Here is a 15900-nt window from a genome sequence, read left to right on the forward strand (position 1 = left end):
GGCCCCGCGCCGCTTCTGAAGAGAATGGACGGTTGGATCAGACCGCCCGGATTTTCACATACCGCCCCGGGGCCGGTTCAATCACTCCCAGCGGGCCGTCCTCCGGCCTGCGGGCCGGAATCTGCGCGCCAAGAGACGGTTTCAGCCAGTTGACCCAGTCAGTCCACCAGCTGCCGTCATGCTGCTCGGCCCCCTTCAGCCAGGTGTCGGCGGTCTTCACCTTCTTGGGGTTGGTCCAGTAGCAGTACTTATTGGCAACCGGCGGGTTGACCACCCCGGCGATATGGCCGCTGGCCCCCAGCACGAAGCGTACCTTGCCGGAAAACACCTGCGTGGCGGCAAAGGTGGATTTCCACGGGGCGATATGATCTTCGCGGGCGGACAGCATATAGACCGGGGTTTTGATGTCCCGCAGGTCGATCGGCTGGCCGTTCAGGGTGATGCCACCGGGTTTGATCAGATTGTTTTCCTGATACATGTTGTGCAGGTAGAAGCTGTGCATCGCGGCGGGCATCCGGGTGGAATCGCCGTTCCAGTACAGCAGGTCGAAGGGGAAGGGTTCCTTACCCAGAAGATAGTTGTTGATGACGAACGACCACACCAGATCGTTTGACCGCAGCATATTGAAGCTGTTGGCCATGTCGGAGCCATCAAGGTAGCCGGTGCGCTGCATCCGCTCATCCAGCGCCTTCAGCTGTTCATCATCAATGAACACGCCGATCTCGCCGGGGTCGGTGAAGTCGGTCAGGGTGGTCAGCAGGGTGCCGCTGGCCAGCCGGTCATCACCGGTGGCGGCCATATAGGCCATGGTCGAGGCCAGCAGGGTACCGCCGAGGCAGTAGCCGACAGCGTTGACCTTCTGGGATCCGGTCTGGCGGATAATCGCCTCAATGGCGGCCAGACTGCCTTCCAGCATGTAGTTTTCGAAAGACTTGGCGGCCAGTGCCTCATTCGGGTTGACCCACGAGATGACAAACACCGTCAGCCCCTGATCAACGCACCATTTGATGAAGCTGTTCTTTTCCCGCAGATCGAGGATATAGAACTTGTTGATCCACGGCGGCACGATCAGCAGCGGTACGGTGCCGACGGTTTCGGTGGTCGGGGTGTACTGAAGAAGCTGGATCAGATCATTCTCGAACACCACGCTGCCGGGAGTGGTGGCGACGTTGCGGCCGACCTCGAACGCGGTTTCGTCGGTCATGGAAATCCGCAGGCGGCCGTGCCCGCGTTCCAGATCGCTCAGCAGGTGTTCCAACCCCTTCAGCAGGTTCTCGCCGCCGGTTTCGGCGGTGACCCGCAGCACTTCCGGGTTGGTCAGCACAAAGTTGGACGGGGCCATCGCATCAATGAACTGGCGGGTATAGAAATCCACCTTCTGGGCGGATTTATCGTCCAGCCCGTCCACATCATTGACCAGAGACTGGACCCAGCGCGAGGTCAGCAGGTAGGACTGCTTAATGAAGTCAAAGACTTCATTGTCCTTCCACGCGTCATCCTTGAAGCGGCGGTCGGATTTGTCCGGCTCCACCACCGGGGAGGATTCCTCCCCCATCATCCGGCGGGCGGTGTTCTGCCACAGGTTCATATAGTCCTGCCACAGCGACACCTGTGCCTCCACCAGCTTGGCCGGATCGGCCATCAGGCGGGTGGTCATCTCCAGAAACGCCCCGGCGATGTTCAGCGGATCAAAGCTCGGGGTTTCCGGCTGGGCACTCTGCCGGGAAAGGAAATCGTTGATCAGGCGCTGGCTGCGTTCGGCGATATTGGTCATTGCCGCCGAAACTTCGGCGGGGTCCGGCATCTTGATGTCCGGGGTTTCAGGCTTGCCAGCATGTCTGTCTGCCATAAGTACGCCTCTCCTGAATGTTTCTGTCCCGTGGCGACGCATCTATGGTGCGCCGTTTTTTTGGTTTTGCCCACAGATGTTTGCGGATGTCAGGGATGACCGTGACGCGCACCTATGGGTGGATTTTTCGATGGGGATGTTCTTTCCGGTGGCGGGTGTGGCTGCGGGGCATGTGCCTTCCCCGATCTTTCCCTGCACGGTTCCCCTGTGTTAAGCGTATACCCGTTTTTCAGCAGTCTGTTAAGCCGGAGCACGGTCCGCGTTTTCTATTGGTCCGGGGCATCCGGCGCGGCTGGTCTTTTTCTCCGATATCGGAAAAATAGTGTATGGTTCGCCGCAGGCACGTTTTATTTTTGTGGCGGTGCCAAACGGATTTGACCGCCGCCGCTGTGTATGTCATGGGCTGTGGCGCGGTGGGTTGCCACCGGTTTCCCGGTTTTCTTAGTTCCCATGCTTTCTTAAGTTCTAAGGTATCCCTGCCCGGTTAAGGTATCCCTGTAGGAGTTTCAGCGTGATCACCGAACGTTTCCGTCTGTTCCGGCTGTTTCCGGCACGCCCCGGCTGCCGCAGTGCGATCCTGTTGGCGGCGGCGCTGACGGTCAGCGGATGTTCCTCGGTCGGAGGCGCGTGGGATTCGATCGTCGGCGCTGATGACAAGGCCCCGGTCTCGGAAGGCCGGGCGGCGGCGGATGCCGCCTCTGACGGGCTGATCGCGCCGTCGCAGACCCCGGGGTATGCGACCGGAAAAACCCGGAAGGAACCGACCACCGCCCGCGCCCTGACGGAACCGAAGGCGAAGCCGGAACCGCGGACGGCTCCGGCCCCCGAGCCCGCTCCTACACCGGCTCCCGCTCCCGCCCCGGCCCCCGAGCCGGTTGCTGCGGCCCCGACCCCGGTCGTTCCGCCCGCCCCTGAGCCGGTGCCGACACCTGAACCGGTCCCGGTTGCTCCGGCCCCGTTGATGGGGATGCCTTATGGCGATGAGACTGTGGTGATCGGTGGCGATGGCCGCAGCTATACTCCGTCCGCCTCGGCGTTGATGGATGATGCGTTTGATCCGCTCTCAGCGGTCAGCGGCGGTGCCGGGCAACTGGTGGCGACCATTCAGTTCGCCAATGGTTCTTCCTCGCTGTCGGCGGTGGACGAAACCATTCTGCGGCAGGTGGCGACCCTGCAACGCCAGCGTGGGGCCCGGGTGCGGGTAATCGGCCATGCTTCCGGCCGGACCGGTGATATGGATTTCGTCCGGCAGCAGGCGGTTAATCTGGAAATCTCGCTGCGTCGGGCCAATGCCGTGGCGCAGGCCCTGAGCGGGTTCGGGGTGCCGCGCCGCTCGATCTCCACCGCTGCCGCCGGGGCATCCGATCCGGTGTATGTGGAAACCATGCCTGCCGGTGAAGCCGGAAACCGGCGCACGGAAATCTATCTCGACTATTAACAGGCCACCGGGCGCAGGGCCGGTGGCCCGGCCTGCGTAAAAACGGTGCGACAGAACAACTGTTTAAGGCGCCGCGTCTGAACCGGGTTTCAGGCGCGGTGCCTTTCTTTTTTGCTCTGAAAGGGGGCGGATTGCTCCCCTGTATTCAAAATAGCAACAGGATGCGGCTGTGTTTTGGTTTGTTCGAAGAATCTTCGAAAAATAGGTTCATTCATTAAATCTGGTGGAATGATCTGCGGACCGGTGGCGGGTTTGGCTGAAACAAACTGTCGCATTTGCGCGGCAGGCGGGGTAAACAAGCCACTGGCCCCTTCCGTGACTGTTGCGGGCCGTCAGCAATTGTGCTGTTTGTTTAACCCCTCTGTCTCGGGAAAATATCATGGAACAGGAATTCCATCGTATTAAGCGTCTGCCGCCGTACGTCTTCGCTGAAGTCAACGCGATGAAGGCACGCGCCCGAGCTGCCGGCGAAGATATCATCGACCTCGGCATGGGGAACCCGGATCAGCCGACCCCGCAGCATATTGTTGACAAGCTGGCCGAAGCCGCCGCCAACCCGCGTGCGCACGGCTATTCCACTTCCAAGGGGATTCCGGGGCTGCGCAAGGCCCTGTGCGGGTATTATGAGCGCCGCTTCAACGTGACGCTGGATCCGGAGACCGAGGTGATTGCCACCCTTGGCTCCAAGGAAGGTCTGGCCAATCTGGCGCAGGCGATCACCAGCCCGGGCGACATTATCATGTCGCCGAACCCCAGCTACCCGATCCACGCCTTTGGCTTCATCATCGCCGGTGGCTCGGTGCGGTCCATTCCGGCCGCCCCGGATGAGGATTTCCTGCGGGCGCTGGACCGTGGCGTGCGCCACAGCGTGCCGAAGCCGGTGGCGGTGATCGTCAACTTCCCGTCCAACCCGACGGCGATGGTGGCGGATCTGGCCTTCTACAAGGAAATCGTCGATTTCTGCCGCCAGCACGAAATCTACGTTCTGTCCGACATCGCCTACTGCGAGATCTACTTCGATGGCAATCCGCCGCCGTCGATCCTGCAGATCCCGGGTGCCAAGGACGTTGCGGTCGAATTCTCCTCCATGTCGAAGAGCTACAACATGGCGGGCTGGCGTGTCGGCTTTGCGGCGGGCAACCGCCGTCTGATCTCGGCGCTGGCGCGGGTGAAGAGCTATGTCGATTACGGGGCGTTCACCCCGATTCAGGTGGCGGCCAGCGCGGCGCTGAATGGCCCGCAGGACTGCGTGGAGCAGATCCGCAACACCTACAAGGAACGCCGCGACGTGCTGATTGAAGGCCTGCATCAGATGGGCTGGATGGTTCCGCCGCCCCCGGCGTCGATGTTTGCCTGGGCTCCGATTCCGCCGGCGTTCCAGCATCTCGGCTCGGTGGAATTCGCCAAGCTGCTGATGCGGGAAGCGAATGTGGCGGTGGCCCCCGGGCTTGGCTTCGGCGAGCAGGGTGACAGCCACGTCAGGATCGGTCTGGTGGAAAACAAGCACCGGATCCGTCAGGCCTTGCGCAACATCAAGGGCTTCTTCCAGAACTACGATCAGGTTCTGGCCAATTCCGAAGAACATCGTCTTAAAGCGAACGAGTGGTGGGTGAAGTGAACAGCGTTGCCAAAAACCCCCTGAAAGTCGCCGTCGCCGGTCTTGGCACGGTGGGCGCCGAAACGGTCAAGGTCCTGCAAAAGCAGGCGAATCTGATGGCGGCCCGCTATGGTCGAACTATCAAGGTGGTCGCGGTGTCGGCCCGGTCCCGGCGGGACCGGGGCTTCGCCATGGAGGGCATCGACTGGTACGATGATCCGGTGCAGATGGCTGCCTCCGCCGATGTGGATGTGGTCTGCGAACTGATCGGCGGGTCCGACGGAGTGGCGAAGGCGGTGGTCGAAGCCGCCCTTGCCGCAGGACGGCATGTGGTCACCGCCAATAAGGCGCTGCTGGCCCACCATGGCGTGGCGCTGGCGAAGACGGCGGAAAGCAAGGGCCTGACCCTTGGGTTCGAGGCGGCGGTGGCCGGGGGCATCCCGATCATCAAGGCCCTGCGCGAAGGTCTGGCCGGGAACACCATCAGCCGCGTGTACGGCATCATGAACGGGACGTGTAACTACATCCTGACCACGATGCGGGAATCCGGCCGCGATTTCGCTGACGTTCTGGCTGATGCCCAGCGTCTCGGCTATGCCGAGGCCGATCCGTCCTTCGACGTGGATGGGGTGGACACCGCCCACAAGCTGTCGCTGCTGACCAGCCTTGCCTTTGGCACCCAGGTCAACTTCGACAGCATTCATATCGAAGGCATCCGCCACGTCTCGGCGACCGATATCGCCTTTGCCGAGGAACTGGGCTACCGGATCAAGCTGCTGGGCATTGCCCGCAAGACTGCCTCCGGCGGGATTGAGCAGCGCGTGCACCCCTGCATGGTCCGCAAGGATGAACCGGTTGCCACCGTAGAGGGGGTGTTCAACTCCGTCGTGGTGGAAGGGGATTCCGTGGGCCGGTCGGTGTCGATCGGTCGCGGTGCCGGGGCCGGTCCGACCGCGTCGGCGGTGGTGGCGGACCTGATTGACATTGTTGCGAGCCGCCAGACCCCGACCTTCGGGATCCCGGCGGATCTGCTGGAACCGCTGCCGGTGTGGTCGATGGACCAGCATGTCGGTGCCTATTACATCCGCCTGATGGTCGAAGATCATCCGGGTGTGTTCGCTGATATCGCCGCCGCCCTGCGGGATTCCAACGTCTCGATGGAAGCGGTGATTCAGCGCGGCCGCTCCCCCGATGAGGTGGTGCCGGTGGTGCTGACCCTGCACGAGACCGAAGAGGTCCGGCTGAATGATGCGCTGGCGCGGATTTCGGCGATTGCGGCGGTGGTGGAACCGCCGCGCGTGATCCGTATCGAAACCCTGTGATGACCGGGCCGGACCGGGGCAGGATACGCCCCGGTCCGGCTTTTTCTGTGCTTGCGGCTTTTCAGCGCAGCCTGTAAACGCGGTGCCGCAGGCGATACCAGCCCAACCAGAGATAACAAGCACGTACTGAAGGGGATCTCCATGTCCGACCAGACCGAAACCAATCTGCTGGAACGCAATCTGGCGCTGGAAATGTGCCGCGTGACCGAAGCGGCGGCGCTGGCATCGTCGCTGTGGATGGGCCGTGGAGACGAGAAGGCCGCCGATCAGGCCGCCGTGGATGCCATGCGCCGGGCTCTGAATGCCCTCAACATCGACGGCACCGTGGTGATCGGCGAAGGCGAGCGGGACGAAGCCCCGATGCTGTACATCGGCGAGAAGGTCGGTTCCGGCAGCGGCCCGAAGGTTGATATTGCGCTGGATCCGCTGGAAGGCACCACCATTACCGCCACCGGTGGCCCGAACGCGCTGGCCGTGGTGGCCTGCGCCGAAAAAGGCGGTTTCCTGAATGCCCCGGACGTCTATATGGATAAGATCGCCGTCGGCGGCGGTCTGCCGGACGGCGTGGTTGACCTCGACAACAGCGTCGATACCAACCTGAAGAATCTGGCGGCTGCCAAGAATGCGGAAATCTCCGATCTGCTGGTCTGCATCCTCAACCGTCCGCGCCACGAAGAGCTGATCGCCCGGGTGCGGGAAGCCGGGGCCCGCATCATGCTGATCCCCGATGGTGACGTGTCAGGCGTGATTGCCACCTCCACCCCGGAATCCGGCGTGGATCTGTACATCGGCTCCGGCGGGGCACCGGAAGGCGTTCTGGCTGCTGCGGCGCTGCGCTGCATCGGTGGCCAGATGCAGGGCCGTCTGCTGTTCCGCAACGACGATGAGCGTGGCCGCGCTGAACGCTGGGGCATCAAGGATCTGAGCCGTAAGTACACCCTGTATGACATGGCCCGGGGCGATGTGATGTTCGCCGCCTCCGGCGTTACCGACGGGGCGATGCTGCGCGGGGTGCGCCGTTGGCACAACGGTGCCAAGACCCACTCGCTGGTGATGCGGTCCAAGTCCGGCACCGTGCGCTGGATCGAAGCGCAGCATAACTTCGACCGCAAGGTCATGCTGCCGAAGGTCTGATCCCGACCGGAGAACACAGGGCAATGACGGCAGGATCCTTCCTTTCGGTGGATCACTCCTACGGCGGGCGGCGCTGGACGCTGCGCGGCGGGGATGAGCGGCAGGCGCTGGCGATGAGCCAGCGTCTCGGCCTGCCGGAAATTGTCGGCCGGGTGCTGGCGGCGCGGGGGGTGACCCCGGACGAGGCCGACCTGTTCCTGTCGCCGACCCTGAAGGCGCTGCTGCCCGATCCGTCCCATCTGCGGGATATGGACCGGGCAGTGGAGCGTCTGGTTCAGGCCCTGAAAGAGGATGAGACCATCGCCGTTTTCGGCGACTATGACGTGGACGGAGCCACCTCTTCAGCCTTGCTGATGCGCTTCCTGCGGGCGGCGGGGGCTGATCCGGTCCTGTATATCCCCGACCGTATGACCGAGGGCTACGGCCCCAATGCCCCGGCACTGCTGGGCCTGCGGGAACGCGGCGTCACCGTTGCCATCACCGTGGACTGTGGGATTACGGCCTTCGAGCCGTTGCAGGCGGCGGCGGAAGCCGGGCTGGATGTCATCGTGGTTGACCATCACGAGGCGGAGCCGCGCCTGCCGGCGGCGGCGGCGGTGATCAACCCGAAGCGGCTGGATGATGCCAGCCCGCACAAGCACATGGCGGCGGTCGGGGTGGCCTTCCTGCTGGTGGTGGCGGTCAACCGCGCCCTGCGGGCGATGGGATGGTTCGGATCGCACCGGGCGGAACCCAACCTGATGGACTGGCTGGACATCGTGGCGCTGGGCACGGTCTGCGATGTGGTGCCGCTGACCGGCGTCAACCGGGCGCTGGTGACGCAGGGCCTGAAGGTGATGGCCAAACGCGGGAATCCGGGCATTTCCGCCCTGTCCGATGTGGCGGGGGTGAAGGAGCGGCCGGATGCCTATCATCTGGGCTATGTGCTGGGGCCGCGTGTCAACGCCGGGGGGCGGGTCGGGCAGTCCGACCTTGGCAGCCGCCTGCTGTGGACCGACAGCGCGGAAGAGGCAACGGCGCTGGCGCTGCGCCTGCATGAATACAATCTTGACCGTCAGGAAATCGAGGCGGCGGTCCTGTTCGAGGCGATTGAACAGGCGGAAAGCTGTGCCGATGACGGATCCCCGCTGATTTTGGTGTCAGGGGAAAACTGGCATCCGGGCGTGATTGGCATTGTCGCCAGCCGGCTGAAGGAACGCTATGCCCGTCCGGCCTGCGTGGTGGCACTGGATGGCGGTCTGGCCAAGGGCTCTGGCCGCTCGGTGGCCGGGCTGGATCTCGGGCGGGCGGTGATCGCGGCGCGGGAAGCCGGGCTGCTGGAGGCCGGGGGCGGCCATGCGATGGCAGCCGGGTTCTCCCTGAAGCCGGAAAAGCTGCCGGAGTTCCGGGCCTTTCTGGCGGAGCGTCTGCGCACCCAGCTGGATGGCGGCGATCTGTCACCGACGCTGGAGGTGGATGGTGCGGTTGCCCTGTCCGGGGTGACACCGGATCTGCTGGCCCTGATTGAACGGGTCGGGCCATTCGGGGCAGGGAATGAACAGCCGCGCTTTGTGATCCCCAATGTCCGGGTCGGCAAGGCCGATGTGGTCGGCAGCGGCCATGTCCGTGCCTTCCTGACCGGCCCGGGCGGGGGTCGCCTGAAGGCGATTGCCTTCAAGTGTATCGATACCGATCTGGGCGTGGCGCTGTTGAGTTCCGCCGGAATGGCGATGCATGTGGCAGGGACCCTGCGGCTGGATACCTGGAACGGCCGCAATGAATGCCAGCTGGTGATTGACGACGCTGCCCCGGTGGCATCCTGACCGGTCTGCGCACAACTGCGTGAGGGGCCGTTTCCGGCCTAGGCGTCGCGGTGACGGTTGCGTATGGTGACGCCGTGCCGGGGCCGGAGCCTTGGCAGGGACCTGCTGGGGGCATCCATTCCATGACATTGCCGGTTGAATTTCATGACCGTCTGCATCGTGTTGCTTTCCGGCAAGGGGTGACGCCGGAGCAGGCCGAGGCCTTCACCCGCGCCTATGCGACGTTGTCCCCGCTGGAAGCGGCGCGGATCAATCCGCCGCTGCTGGCGCGGCGGGCCGGGCTGGCGGAAGACACCGCCCTGACCCTGCTGGTGGCCGGGGCGCGGGACGGGCTGTTCAGCTTTGAATGGGGTCTGGTCTGTCCCGGCTGTGGCGGCTTTGCGCACACTATGGATACCATTTCCGGTGTCACCGACGATTTTCATTGCGGTTTCTGTGACATGACCACCGCCACCACGCTGGATGAGACGGTGGAGGTCACCTTTGCCTGCCCCAGCACCAGCTTTGACCCGCTGGCGGATCTGCGGGAACACGCCTGCTACCACACCTCGCAGAGCTATCCGTATCAGGCGGAGATGGCGGCCTACCACGAGCGGAATACGGTGGCCGAGGCCCGGATCGCGCCGGGGCAGACCGCCGAGCTCCGCTTTACCGCCCGGCCCGGCGAAACGTACCGGCTGATCACACTGGAAAACCATTCCTCCTATACGCTGGAAGTTGCAGAGGGCGGGGAAGCGGTGCTGGATGTTGTGGCTGACCACAGCGGCTTCTGCGGGGTCAACCCAATCCTGAAACCGGGGCCGGTGCGGCTGGGGCTGACCAACCGTCTGGAAGACCGGGTCTGGGTACAGGTGATCCGCCGGGCGCCAGAGGAGATCGCCGCTTATTCTTCGGCAGGTCTTCCGCCGCAACCACGCCTGAGTGGTAAAAGCCTGCTGACCAACCAGACCTTCCGCGATCTGTTCGGGATTCAGGAACTGATCCCCGATCTGCACATCCGGGTGCAGGCGATCACCCTGCTGTTCACCGACCTGAAGGGCTCAACGGAACTGTACGACCGGGCCGGGGATCTGCCCGCCTACGATCTGGTCCAGAAGCATTTTCAGATATTGCGGCAGGCGGTGCAGGCCCATTCCGGGGCGATTGTCAAAACCATGGGCGATGCCATCATGGCCGCCTTCTCCGATCCGGTGCAGGCGGCGCAGGCCGCTGTGGCGATGATGCAGGGGATCCGGGCCCTGTCGGAAGACTGGAAGCCGGAACAGCCGGGCCTGAAGATCGGCCTGCACACCGGCCCGGCCCTGACGGTAAACACCGGTGGGGCGCTGGATTTCTTCGGCCAGACCGTCAACATCGCGGCCCGGGTGCAGGGGCTGGCTGATGCCGGGGAAATCGTCCTCAGCACGGCGGTGCAGGCCGCCGGGCCGCAGATCCCGGCATTGCTGCGCGACAGCGGGTATCACCTGACCCCGGAAACCTCCCGCCTGAAAGGGGTGGCGCAGGCGCATGGGGTCATCCGCTGCCGCCCCGGCGATGCTCCGGCGGCGGACAGCGGGCGGACCGGCGGTTTCCTCAGCCGACTTCTGCGAGGAAAGTAAGCAGGTGTTCGGTGAAGGCGGCGGGCTGCTCGGCATGGGGCCAGTGGCCGCAGCCGTCCATCACTTCCAGCCGGTGATCAAGGAACAGCCGCTGCATGGCCGGGGCCGCGTCGGGCTGCACATAATCTGATGCTCCCCCGGCGAGGAACAGGGTCGGGTTGCCGAACGGCTCCATGCTGGCTTCCAGCGGGAAGTCCATCAGGTTGCCCATGTTCTCGCCCAGTGCCGCCAGATTGATCTGCCATTCCAGATGGCCGGTAGCGTCGTTCTGCACCAGATTCTGCATCAGGAACTTGCGGATCGCCTCCAGCGGGATGGCCTCAACCAGTTCGGCTTCCACCTCGGCACGGCGGTTGAAGCGGGTTAGGTCAACGCCCTGCATGGCCCGGATGTAAGAAAGATGTTCCCGCCCGGTGTAGCTGACCGGGGCAATGTCGATCACCATCAGGGCATCAACCCGGTCGCCATGGTTCAGGGCCAGCTGCATGGCGGTTTTGCCGCCCATCGAATGGCCGAGAACCAGCGCCGAGGCCATGCCCTGCGCATCCATCCACTCCCGCACCGCCTCCGCCATCTGCGGGTAGGTGACGGTGTCTGCCCATGGGCTGCGGCCATGGTTGGGCAGGTCAAGCGCATAGACCCGGTAGCTGTTGGCGAGCCGTTTGGCGATGGCGCCCCAGTTGCGGCCGGACCCGAACAGGCCATGCAGGATCAGCAGCGGCTGGCCGTGGTCACCGGTCTGGATATGGGCGAGGGGCATCGTCAGGTCCTTACATCAGGCAAAAGAAGGTGGGAAACGGGGGTTACAGCAGCCCGAGGGCCCGCAGCTGCGCCGCCATTTCCGGCGGGGGCGGGCTGTGGGCGGCATCGCCGCCGACATCGGGCGGGGCCTCGTCAGGCTTCAGGTAGCGCCAGCCCTGAAACGGCCGGCGCGGATAGGCGGCAACCGTCACCGCCGGGCCGAGGATGATCAGGCAATAGGGGCGGCCTTCCTCATCCCGTTCAAACATCTCAATGTCGAGGATCGGCTGGCGGACCCCGGTGAAGCCCTTGATCACCCAGTAGAGGGAACCGCCGTCCAGCAGTTCCTCCACCCGCTTGGGGATCATCCGGGTATGGGCGAACAGGCGGCCATGGGTCCGCATCCGTTCGGCGTGGCGTTCCTTCAGGTGTTCGGCGCTGTCGATGCCGACGCAGAGTTTGATCAGGTTCAGGGCCATGGCCGGGGCGTCCGCTCAGGGCTGCGGGCGGGCAAACACCCACACGCTGTCGGTGGATTCTGCCGGGCGGAAGGCATAGCCGCCATCACTGAACTGCTTCAGCGCCTCGGGGGCTTCCAGACGGTTGAGGATGATGTGGCGGGCCATCATGCCCCGGGCCCGCTTGGCCATCAGGCCGATCACCCGGACCTTGTCCCCGCGTTCCTCGTGGAACACCGGGGTGATCACCCGGCGGGTCAGCAGGCCGTCATCGGCGGCCTTGTAGTATTCCGAGGAGGCCAGATTGATGATTACCGGATGGGCGTGCCCCTCGACGGCGGCATTCAGGACGGTGGAGATCCGGCCTTTCCAGAAGGCATACAGATCCTTCCCGCGCGGGGTATCCAGTTTGGTGCCCATTTCCAGACGGTAGGGCTCCATCAGGTCCAGCGGGCGCAGGGCACCATACAGGCCGGACAGGATCCGCAGATGATTTTGCGCCCAGATCAGGTCCTCGGCGGCCATGTCCCCGGCACGGAGGCCGATATACGTATCCCCGGCGAAGGCCAGTGCCGCCTGTTTGGCGCTGGCGCGGGACCCGGCACTGCCCAGCACCTGAAACCGGGCATGGTTCAGGTCGGCCAGCTTGTCGGAAATATCCATCAGCCGCCGCAGGTCAGCCGGGGTCAGGCTGCGGGTCCGTTCCGCCAGTTCGGCGGTGTCGGCGGCCAGATCGGGCAGGGTGTGGGGCAGGGCCGGATCGGCGGCGGCAAAGTCAAGGTTCTTGGCGGGGGACAGAACGGCAAGCATCGGGGCGGATCCGGTCGGTTGTTCACGGGTGTCTCCCCCGATATCTGGACCGATCCGGGCGCGGGCGCAACCCTTGTTATGGTGGGGGAAACCGGGGTGGTGTCAGATCCCGGTTTCCAGCGCGTCAGCCAGATCCTTGGCGGAGGGGATGGTGATGGTCGCCCCCTGTGCATCCACCCCCATGTCTTTCAGCTTGGCGAGGGCGCGGGAGAAGCTTTCCGGCGTCATCCCCAGCCGGGCGGCGATCAGGGCCTTGTCATAAGGCAGGCGCAGGCTGATCTCGCCGGTTTCCCGGGCCAGATCGGGGTCGGCCTTGATCAGGTCAAGCAGGAAGGCCGCCACCCGCAGCGGCGTGGACAGGAACTGGCGGCGCTCGGTCTCGGCGACCATCGCATTCAGCCGCTGGGCGAAGACCCCGATCAGCTTCAGGGCCAGACCGCTGTCCTGCTCCAGCGCGGTCTTCAGGGCGGAGCCGGGCACCGCCAGCAGGCGGCTGTCAGCGGCGGCCTCGGCAGAGGCCGGATACCGGCCCAACCCGAACACCGCCGGTTCGGCAAAGCTTTCCCCGGCGCGGAAGATGTGCAGAACAGTCTGTCCGCCCTCGGCGGTCAGCCGGAAAACCTTGATCCAGCCTTCCAGAACAATGAACAGCCGGTCTGCACTGTCGCCCTGCACGAACAGGGTTTCCCCCCGGCTGAGGGACAGCACGCTGCTGCGGTCCAGCACCGTGGCGCGCACCGGGTCGGGCAGGCCGGACAGCAGGGGGATCCGGGCCAGCTGAAGCTGATCGTGGCGGGTCAGGATGGTCATGGCGGCCGTCATGTCTCCGGCAGGAAGGGGACTGGATCTCCGCAGGCAGGTCCGGTGCGGACCGTCGGTCATTCCGCCGGTCAGGCCCCGCGCAACAGGGGAATGGGACGGAGGGGGCTCCGACCAAAGGGGGATGAGTGCAGACTGCCGTGTCGGCCCGGCAGGGGCAAGAAAAAAGGTCCGGAGCCCGAAAACCGGTGCCGCCGCGTTGCGGGACGGAAAAACATCAACGGCGGTTCGTGTGTTTTTCCGGATCATCAACCTTGGGTTAGATCGGGCGGATCCCTCTGGCCGGTGCCCGGCATTTGCCTACTCTCGGCAGGGGATTGCCGGGGCATTCCTGATGACTGCAACTCTGGAGACTGATGATGACCGAGACCGTTGACCCGATCGCCAAGGCCCGTGCCGCTGCCGTGCAGACCCTGCTGGACCGTGCGGACAGCGATGCCACGTTCCGGGCGCTGCTGCTGAGTGACCCCCGTGCAGCGGTGGTGCAGGTGTTTGGCACCGATCCGCTGCCGGGCGTGACCTATCGTGTGGTGGAAGAGCAGGCCGGGGAAGTGGCGATCGTGCTGCCGCGCCGTCTGGATGAGGGCGAGCTGCCCGATACTCTGCTGGATCTGGCCAGCGGCGGCACCCTGTTCTCCGCTTTCATCGAATACCGGAACGGCCGCCCGGCCCGCAAGGGTGAGTAATCGGCGCTGATGGGGACCGGGCCGGTCACGACACACCGGCCCGGTTGCTTCTCTGCAAGAATTTCCGAGGGCCTTCCCTCACTGATGGAGACTGATGATGACCGAGACTGTTGATCCGATCGCCAAGGCCCGCGCCGCTGCCGTGCAGACCCTGCTGGACCGAGCGGACAGCGATGCCCCGTTCCGGGCGCTGCTGCTGAGTGACCCCCGTGCAGCGGTGGTGCAGGTGTTTGGCACCGATCCGCTGCCGGGCGTGACCTATCGTGTGGTGGAAGAGCAGGCCGGGGAAGTGGCGATCGTGCTGCCGCGCCGTCTGGATGAGGGCGAGCTGCCCGATACTCTGCTGGATCTGGCCAGCGGCGGCACCCTGTTCTGCGCCTTTCTTGAGTATGGTCCCGCCCGCCCGCCGAAGAAGCGTTAAGGGCGTTCTGCTCCGGATGGGGACTGCACCGGGCCTGTCAGGGGAAACCTGACCGGCCCGGTTTCTTTTGCCGGCCTTTGCCTCAGGGCACCGGGTGCCGACTGCTCATCAGGCGGTCGACGGTCATTCCGTTCAGGTGGGAATGGGGGACAAAGTGCCGTTCCAGCAGGGACCACATGTCCGGGGTGTCATAGGATGTCTCAAAGGCGGCAATGGCGTCCGGCCCATGATCCCGGTGCAGGCGCAGGGTGACATCCGCCAGTGTCAGCATCAGGATCCCCCGGTTGGTCAGGTCGGGCCGGACCCACCCCAGCGGGAACAGCCAGCGCTGCGGGCTGGTGTGATGGATACAGGTGATCCAGCCGCCGATGCCCCCGGCCTCCGGCCCGGTGCGCAGCAACAGGGCGTAAGGGGACGGGGCAACCGTCAGTGCCGGGCGCGGATCAGCCCAGCCGGGCAGGATCCCCGCAGCGTCCCAGCCGTCGCAGGCGGTTGCCAGATCGGCTCTGTCCTGCGCTGTCAGCTCCGTCCACGGGGTCAGGGTCACGCCGTTGCGGGCGGCCCGGGCCAGCATCGCTTCCCGCCGGGGGATCATCAGGGGGGTGTGGCGGACCGGCCCCTGAATGCGCAGCAGGACGGCGCGGGGCGGCGTCCATCCGGCAGCGGTCAGGGTGGCGGCGAAGGCGTCCCGCGCCGGAAGGCGGTCTGACCACTCCGTCCGCAGCGGCCAGCCGGGCTGCATCGGCGGCAGGGTCAGGGTGGCATCCAGCAGGGCCCGGCCAAGGCCCTGACGGCGGAACGGGGCACTGACCATCAGGGAATGCACCTGAAGGCCCGGTCCCTGATTCAGCGGTGGCCCCAGCAGGATCAGGCCGACGATCCGCCCGGTGGCGGTCTGCTCCACGACGGCGGCGGCGCAGGGGAAGGGGCGCTCCTGTACCGGCAGGCAGGCGGCTTCCAGCAGGGAGGCCAGGGCCCGGAAGGTCAGGGACAGGCAGGCAGGGCTGTCTGCCGGGATTGCCGGGCGGATCTGAAAGCCGGGATGGGGAGACGGGAAAGGCATGGCATCGGCAGACCGAGAACAGGGAGAGGGACCCTGTTTTACCGCGTCGCCGGGCACTGGAAAACGGATGTATCCGTCATTCCGGCAAATCTCAACCCTTGGTCAGGAACGGCCGGTACCCCCTGATCGTCTGCTCTGAGATGCAGAAAGAGCCATCCTGCC

The 15900-nt window shown here is 64.8% G+C and carries 15 protein-coding genes; 8 read left to right on the forward strand and 7 right to left on the reverse strand.

The annotated features are described in order from the left end of the window. Positions 1 to 37: 37 nt before the first annotated feature. Positions 38 to 1849 (reverse strand): PHA/PHB synthase family protein, encoded by a 1812-nt coding sequence (locus FHS48_RS11455; protein WP_184263697.1) that lies wholly within the window; start codon positions 1847 to 1849, stop codon positions 38 to 40. A gap of 511 nt (positions 1850 to 2360) precedes the next feature. Between FHS48_RS11455 and FHS48_RS20470 the strand changes: the two genes are divergently transcribed. After that, positions 2361 to 3287, forward strand: a complete 927-nt coding sequence (locus FHS48_RS20470; protein ID WP_184263698.1) for an OmpA family protein — start codon at positions 2361 to 2363, stop codon at positions 3285 to 3287. Positions 3288 to 3376: 89 nt separating this feature from the next. On the opposite strand, the gene FHS48_RS11465 is transcribed toward FHS48_RS20470, so the two are convergent. After that, on the reverse strand, positions 3377 to 3586 hold the full coding sequence (locus tag FHS48_RS11465; protein ID WP_184263699.1) for a hypothetical protein: 210 nt from the start codon (positions 3584 to 3586) through the stop codon (positions 3377 to 3379). 80 nt (positions 3587 to 3666) lie between these two features. Here FHS48_RS11465 and FHS48_RS11470 point away from each other — a divergent pair, with 80 nt between their 5' ends. The 5 genes from FHS48_RS11470 (at position 3667) to FHS48_RS11490 (ending at position 10740) form a co-directional block, all read left to right on the forward strand. Further along, positions 3667 to 4905: an LL-diaminopimelate aminotransferase gene (locus FHS48_RS11470; protein WP_184263700.1), complete on the forward strand. Its 1239-nt coding sequence runs from the start codon at positions 3667 to 3669 to the stop codon at positions 4903 to 4905. After that, positions 4902 to 6206: a homoserine dehydrogenase gene (locus FHS48_RS11475; RefSeq protein WP_184263824.1), complete on the forward strand. Its 1305-nt coding sequence runs from the start codon at positions 4902 to 4904 to the stop codon at positions 6204 to 6206. The genes FHS48_RS11470 and FHS48_RS11475 overlap by 4 nt, the downstream gene beginning before the upstream one ends. Positions 6207 to 6347: 141 nt before the next feature. Beyond that, positions 6348 to 7340: a class II fructose-bisphosphatase gene (gene glpX, locus FHS48_RS11480; protein ID WP_184263701.1), complete on the forward strand. Its 993-nt coding sequence runs from the start codon at positions 6348 to 6350 to the stop codon at positions 7338 to 7340. A gap of 23 nt (positions 7341 to 7363) precedes the next feature. Then, complete coding sequence (gene recJ, locus FHS48_RS11485) at positions 7364 to 9142, forward strand: single-stranded-DNA-specific exonuclease RecJ (protein WP_184263702.1); 1779 nt, start codon at positions 7364 to 7366, stop codon at positions 9140 to 9142. A gap of 122 nt (positions 9143 to 9264) precedes the next feature. Then, a complete protein-coding gene (locus tag FHS48_RS11490; RefSeq protein WP_184263703.1) occupies positions 9265 to 10740 on the forward strand; it encodes an adenylate/guanylate cyclase domain-containing protein in 1476 nt (491 codons plus the stop codon). Here the strand turns inward: FHS48_RS11490 and FHS48_RS11495 are convergent. From FHS48_RS11495 to FHS48_RS11510, 4 genes are all read right to left on the reverse strand, one after another. Then, entirely contained in the window at positions 10715 to 11500 is a 786-nt protein-coding gene (locus FHS48_RS11495; RefSeq protein ID WP_184263704.1) for an alpha/beta fold hydrolase, read from the reverse strand. The genes FHS48_RS11490 and FHS48_RS11495 overlap by 26 nt on opposite strands. A gap of 43 nt (positions 11501 to 11543) precedes the next feature. Further along, positions 11544 to 11960: a DUF1489 family protein gene (locus tag FHS48_RS11500; RefSeq protein WP_184263705.1), complete on the reverse strand. Its 417-nt coding sequence runs from the start codon at positions 11958 to 11960 to the stop codon at positions 11544 to 11546. A gap of 15 nt (positions 11961 to 11975) precedes the next feature. After that, the gene (gene yaaA / locus FHS48_RS11505) at positions 11976 to 12749 is read right to left on the reverse strand and encodes a peroxide stress protein YaaA (protein WP_184263706.1); all 774 of its coding nucleotides are present in this window, start codon (positions 12747 to 12749) and stop codon (positions 11976 to 11978) included. A 102-nt stretch (positions 12750 to 12851) separates the two neighbouring features. Then, on the reverse strand, positions 12852 to 13559 hold the full coding sequence (locus tag FHS48_RS11510; protein WP_221443479.1) for a Crp/Fnr family transcriptional regulator: 708 nt from the start codon (positions 13557 to 13559) through the stop codon (positions 12852 to 12854). A gap of 368 nt (positions 13560 to 13927) precedes the next feature. Here FHS48_RS11510 and FHS48_RS11515 point away from each other — a divergent pair, with 368 nt between their 5' ends. Continuing rightward, a complete protein-coding gene (locus FHS48_RS11515) occupies positions 13928 to 14254 on the forward strand; it encodes an NHLP leader peptide family natural product precursor (RefSeq protein ID WP_184263825.1) in 327 nt (108 codons plus the stop codon). A gap of 97 nt (positions 14255 to 14351) precedes the next feature. After that, positions 14352 to 14675, forward strand: coding sequence for an NHLP leader peptide family natural product precursor (locus tag FHS48_RS11520; protein WP_184263826.1), 324 nt, complete (start codon positions 14352 to 14354; stop codon positions 14673 to 14675). 82 nt (positions 14676 to 14757) lie between these two features. Here FHS48_RS11520 and FHS48_RS11525 read toward each other — a convergent pair whose 3' ends face one another. Then, positions 14758 to 15738 (reverse strand): GNAT family N-acetyltransferase, encoded by a 981-nt coding sequence (locus tag FHS48_RS11525; protein ID WP_184263708.1) that lies wholly within the window; start codon positions 15736 to 15738, stop codon positions 14758 to 14760. Between the last annotated feature and the right edge of the window lie 162 nt (positions 15739 to 15900).

Source organism: Novispirillum itersonii (assembly GCF_014205675.1).
GTDB lineage: Bacteria > Pseudomonadota > Alphaproteobacteria > Rhodospirillales > Rhodospirillaceae > Novispirillum > Novispirillum itersonii_A.

Coding starts and splice junctions, on each gene's coding strand:
- FHS48_RS11455 (WP_184263697.1), bottom strand. CDS start 1,849: ATGGCAGACAGACATGCTGGCAAGCCTGAAACCCCGGACATCAAGATG.
- FHS48_RS11470 (WP_184263700.1), top strand. CDS start 3,667: ATGGAACAGGAATTCCATCGTATTAAGCGTCTGCCGCCGTACGTCTTC.
- glpX (WP_184263701.1), top strand. CDS start 6,348: ATGTCCGACCAGACCGAAACCAATCTGCTGGAACGCAATCTGGCGCTG.
- recJ (WP_184263702.1), top strand. CDS start 7,364: ATGACGGCAGGATCCTTCCTTTCGGTGGATCACTCCTACGGCGGGCGG.
- FHS48_RS11490 (WP_184263703.1), top strand. CDS start 9,265: ATGACATTGCCGGTTGAATTTCATGACCGTCTGCATCGTGTTGCTTTC.
- FHS48_RS11495 (WP_184263704.1), bottom strand. CDS start 11,500: ATGCCCCTCGCCCATATCCAGACCGGTGACCACGGCCAGCCGCTGCTG.
- FHS48_RS11500 (WP_184263705.1), bottom strand. CDS start 11,960: ATGGCCCTGAACCTGATCAAACTCTGCGTCGGCATCGACAGCGCCGAA.
- yaaA (WP_184263706.1), bottom strand. CDS start 12,749: ATGCTTGCCGTTCTGTCCCCCGCCAAGAACCTTGACTTTGCCGCCGCC.
- FHS48_RS11510 (WP_221443479.1), bottom strand. CDS start 13,559: ATGACCATCCTGACCCGCCACGATCAGCTTCAGCTGGCCCGGATCCCC.
- FHS48_RS11515 (WP_184263825.1), top strand. CDS start 13,928: ATGACCGAGACCGTTGACCCGATCGCCAAGGCCCGTGCCGCTGCCGTG.
- FHS48_RS11520 (WP_184263826.1), top strand. CDS start 14,352: ATGACCGAGACTGTTGATCCGATCGCCAAGGCCCGCGCCGCTGCCGTG.
- FHS48_RS11525 (WP_184263708.1), bottom strand. CDS start 15,738: ATGCCTTTCCCGTCTCCCCATCCCGGCTTTCAGATCCGCCCGGCAATC.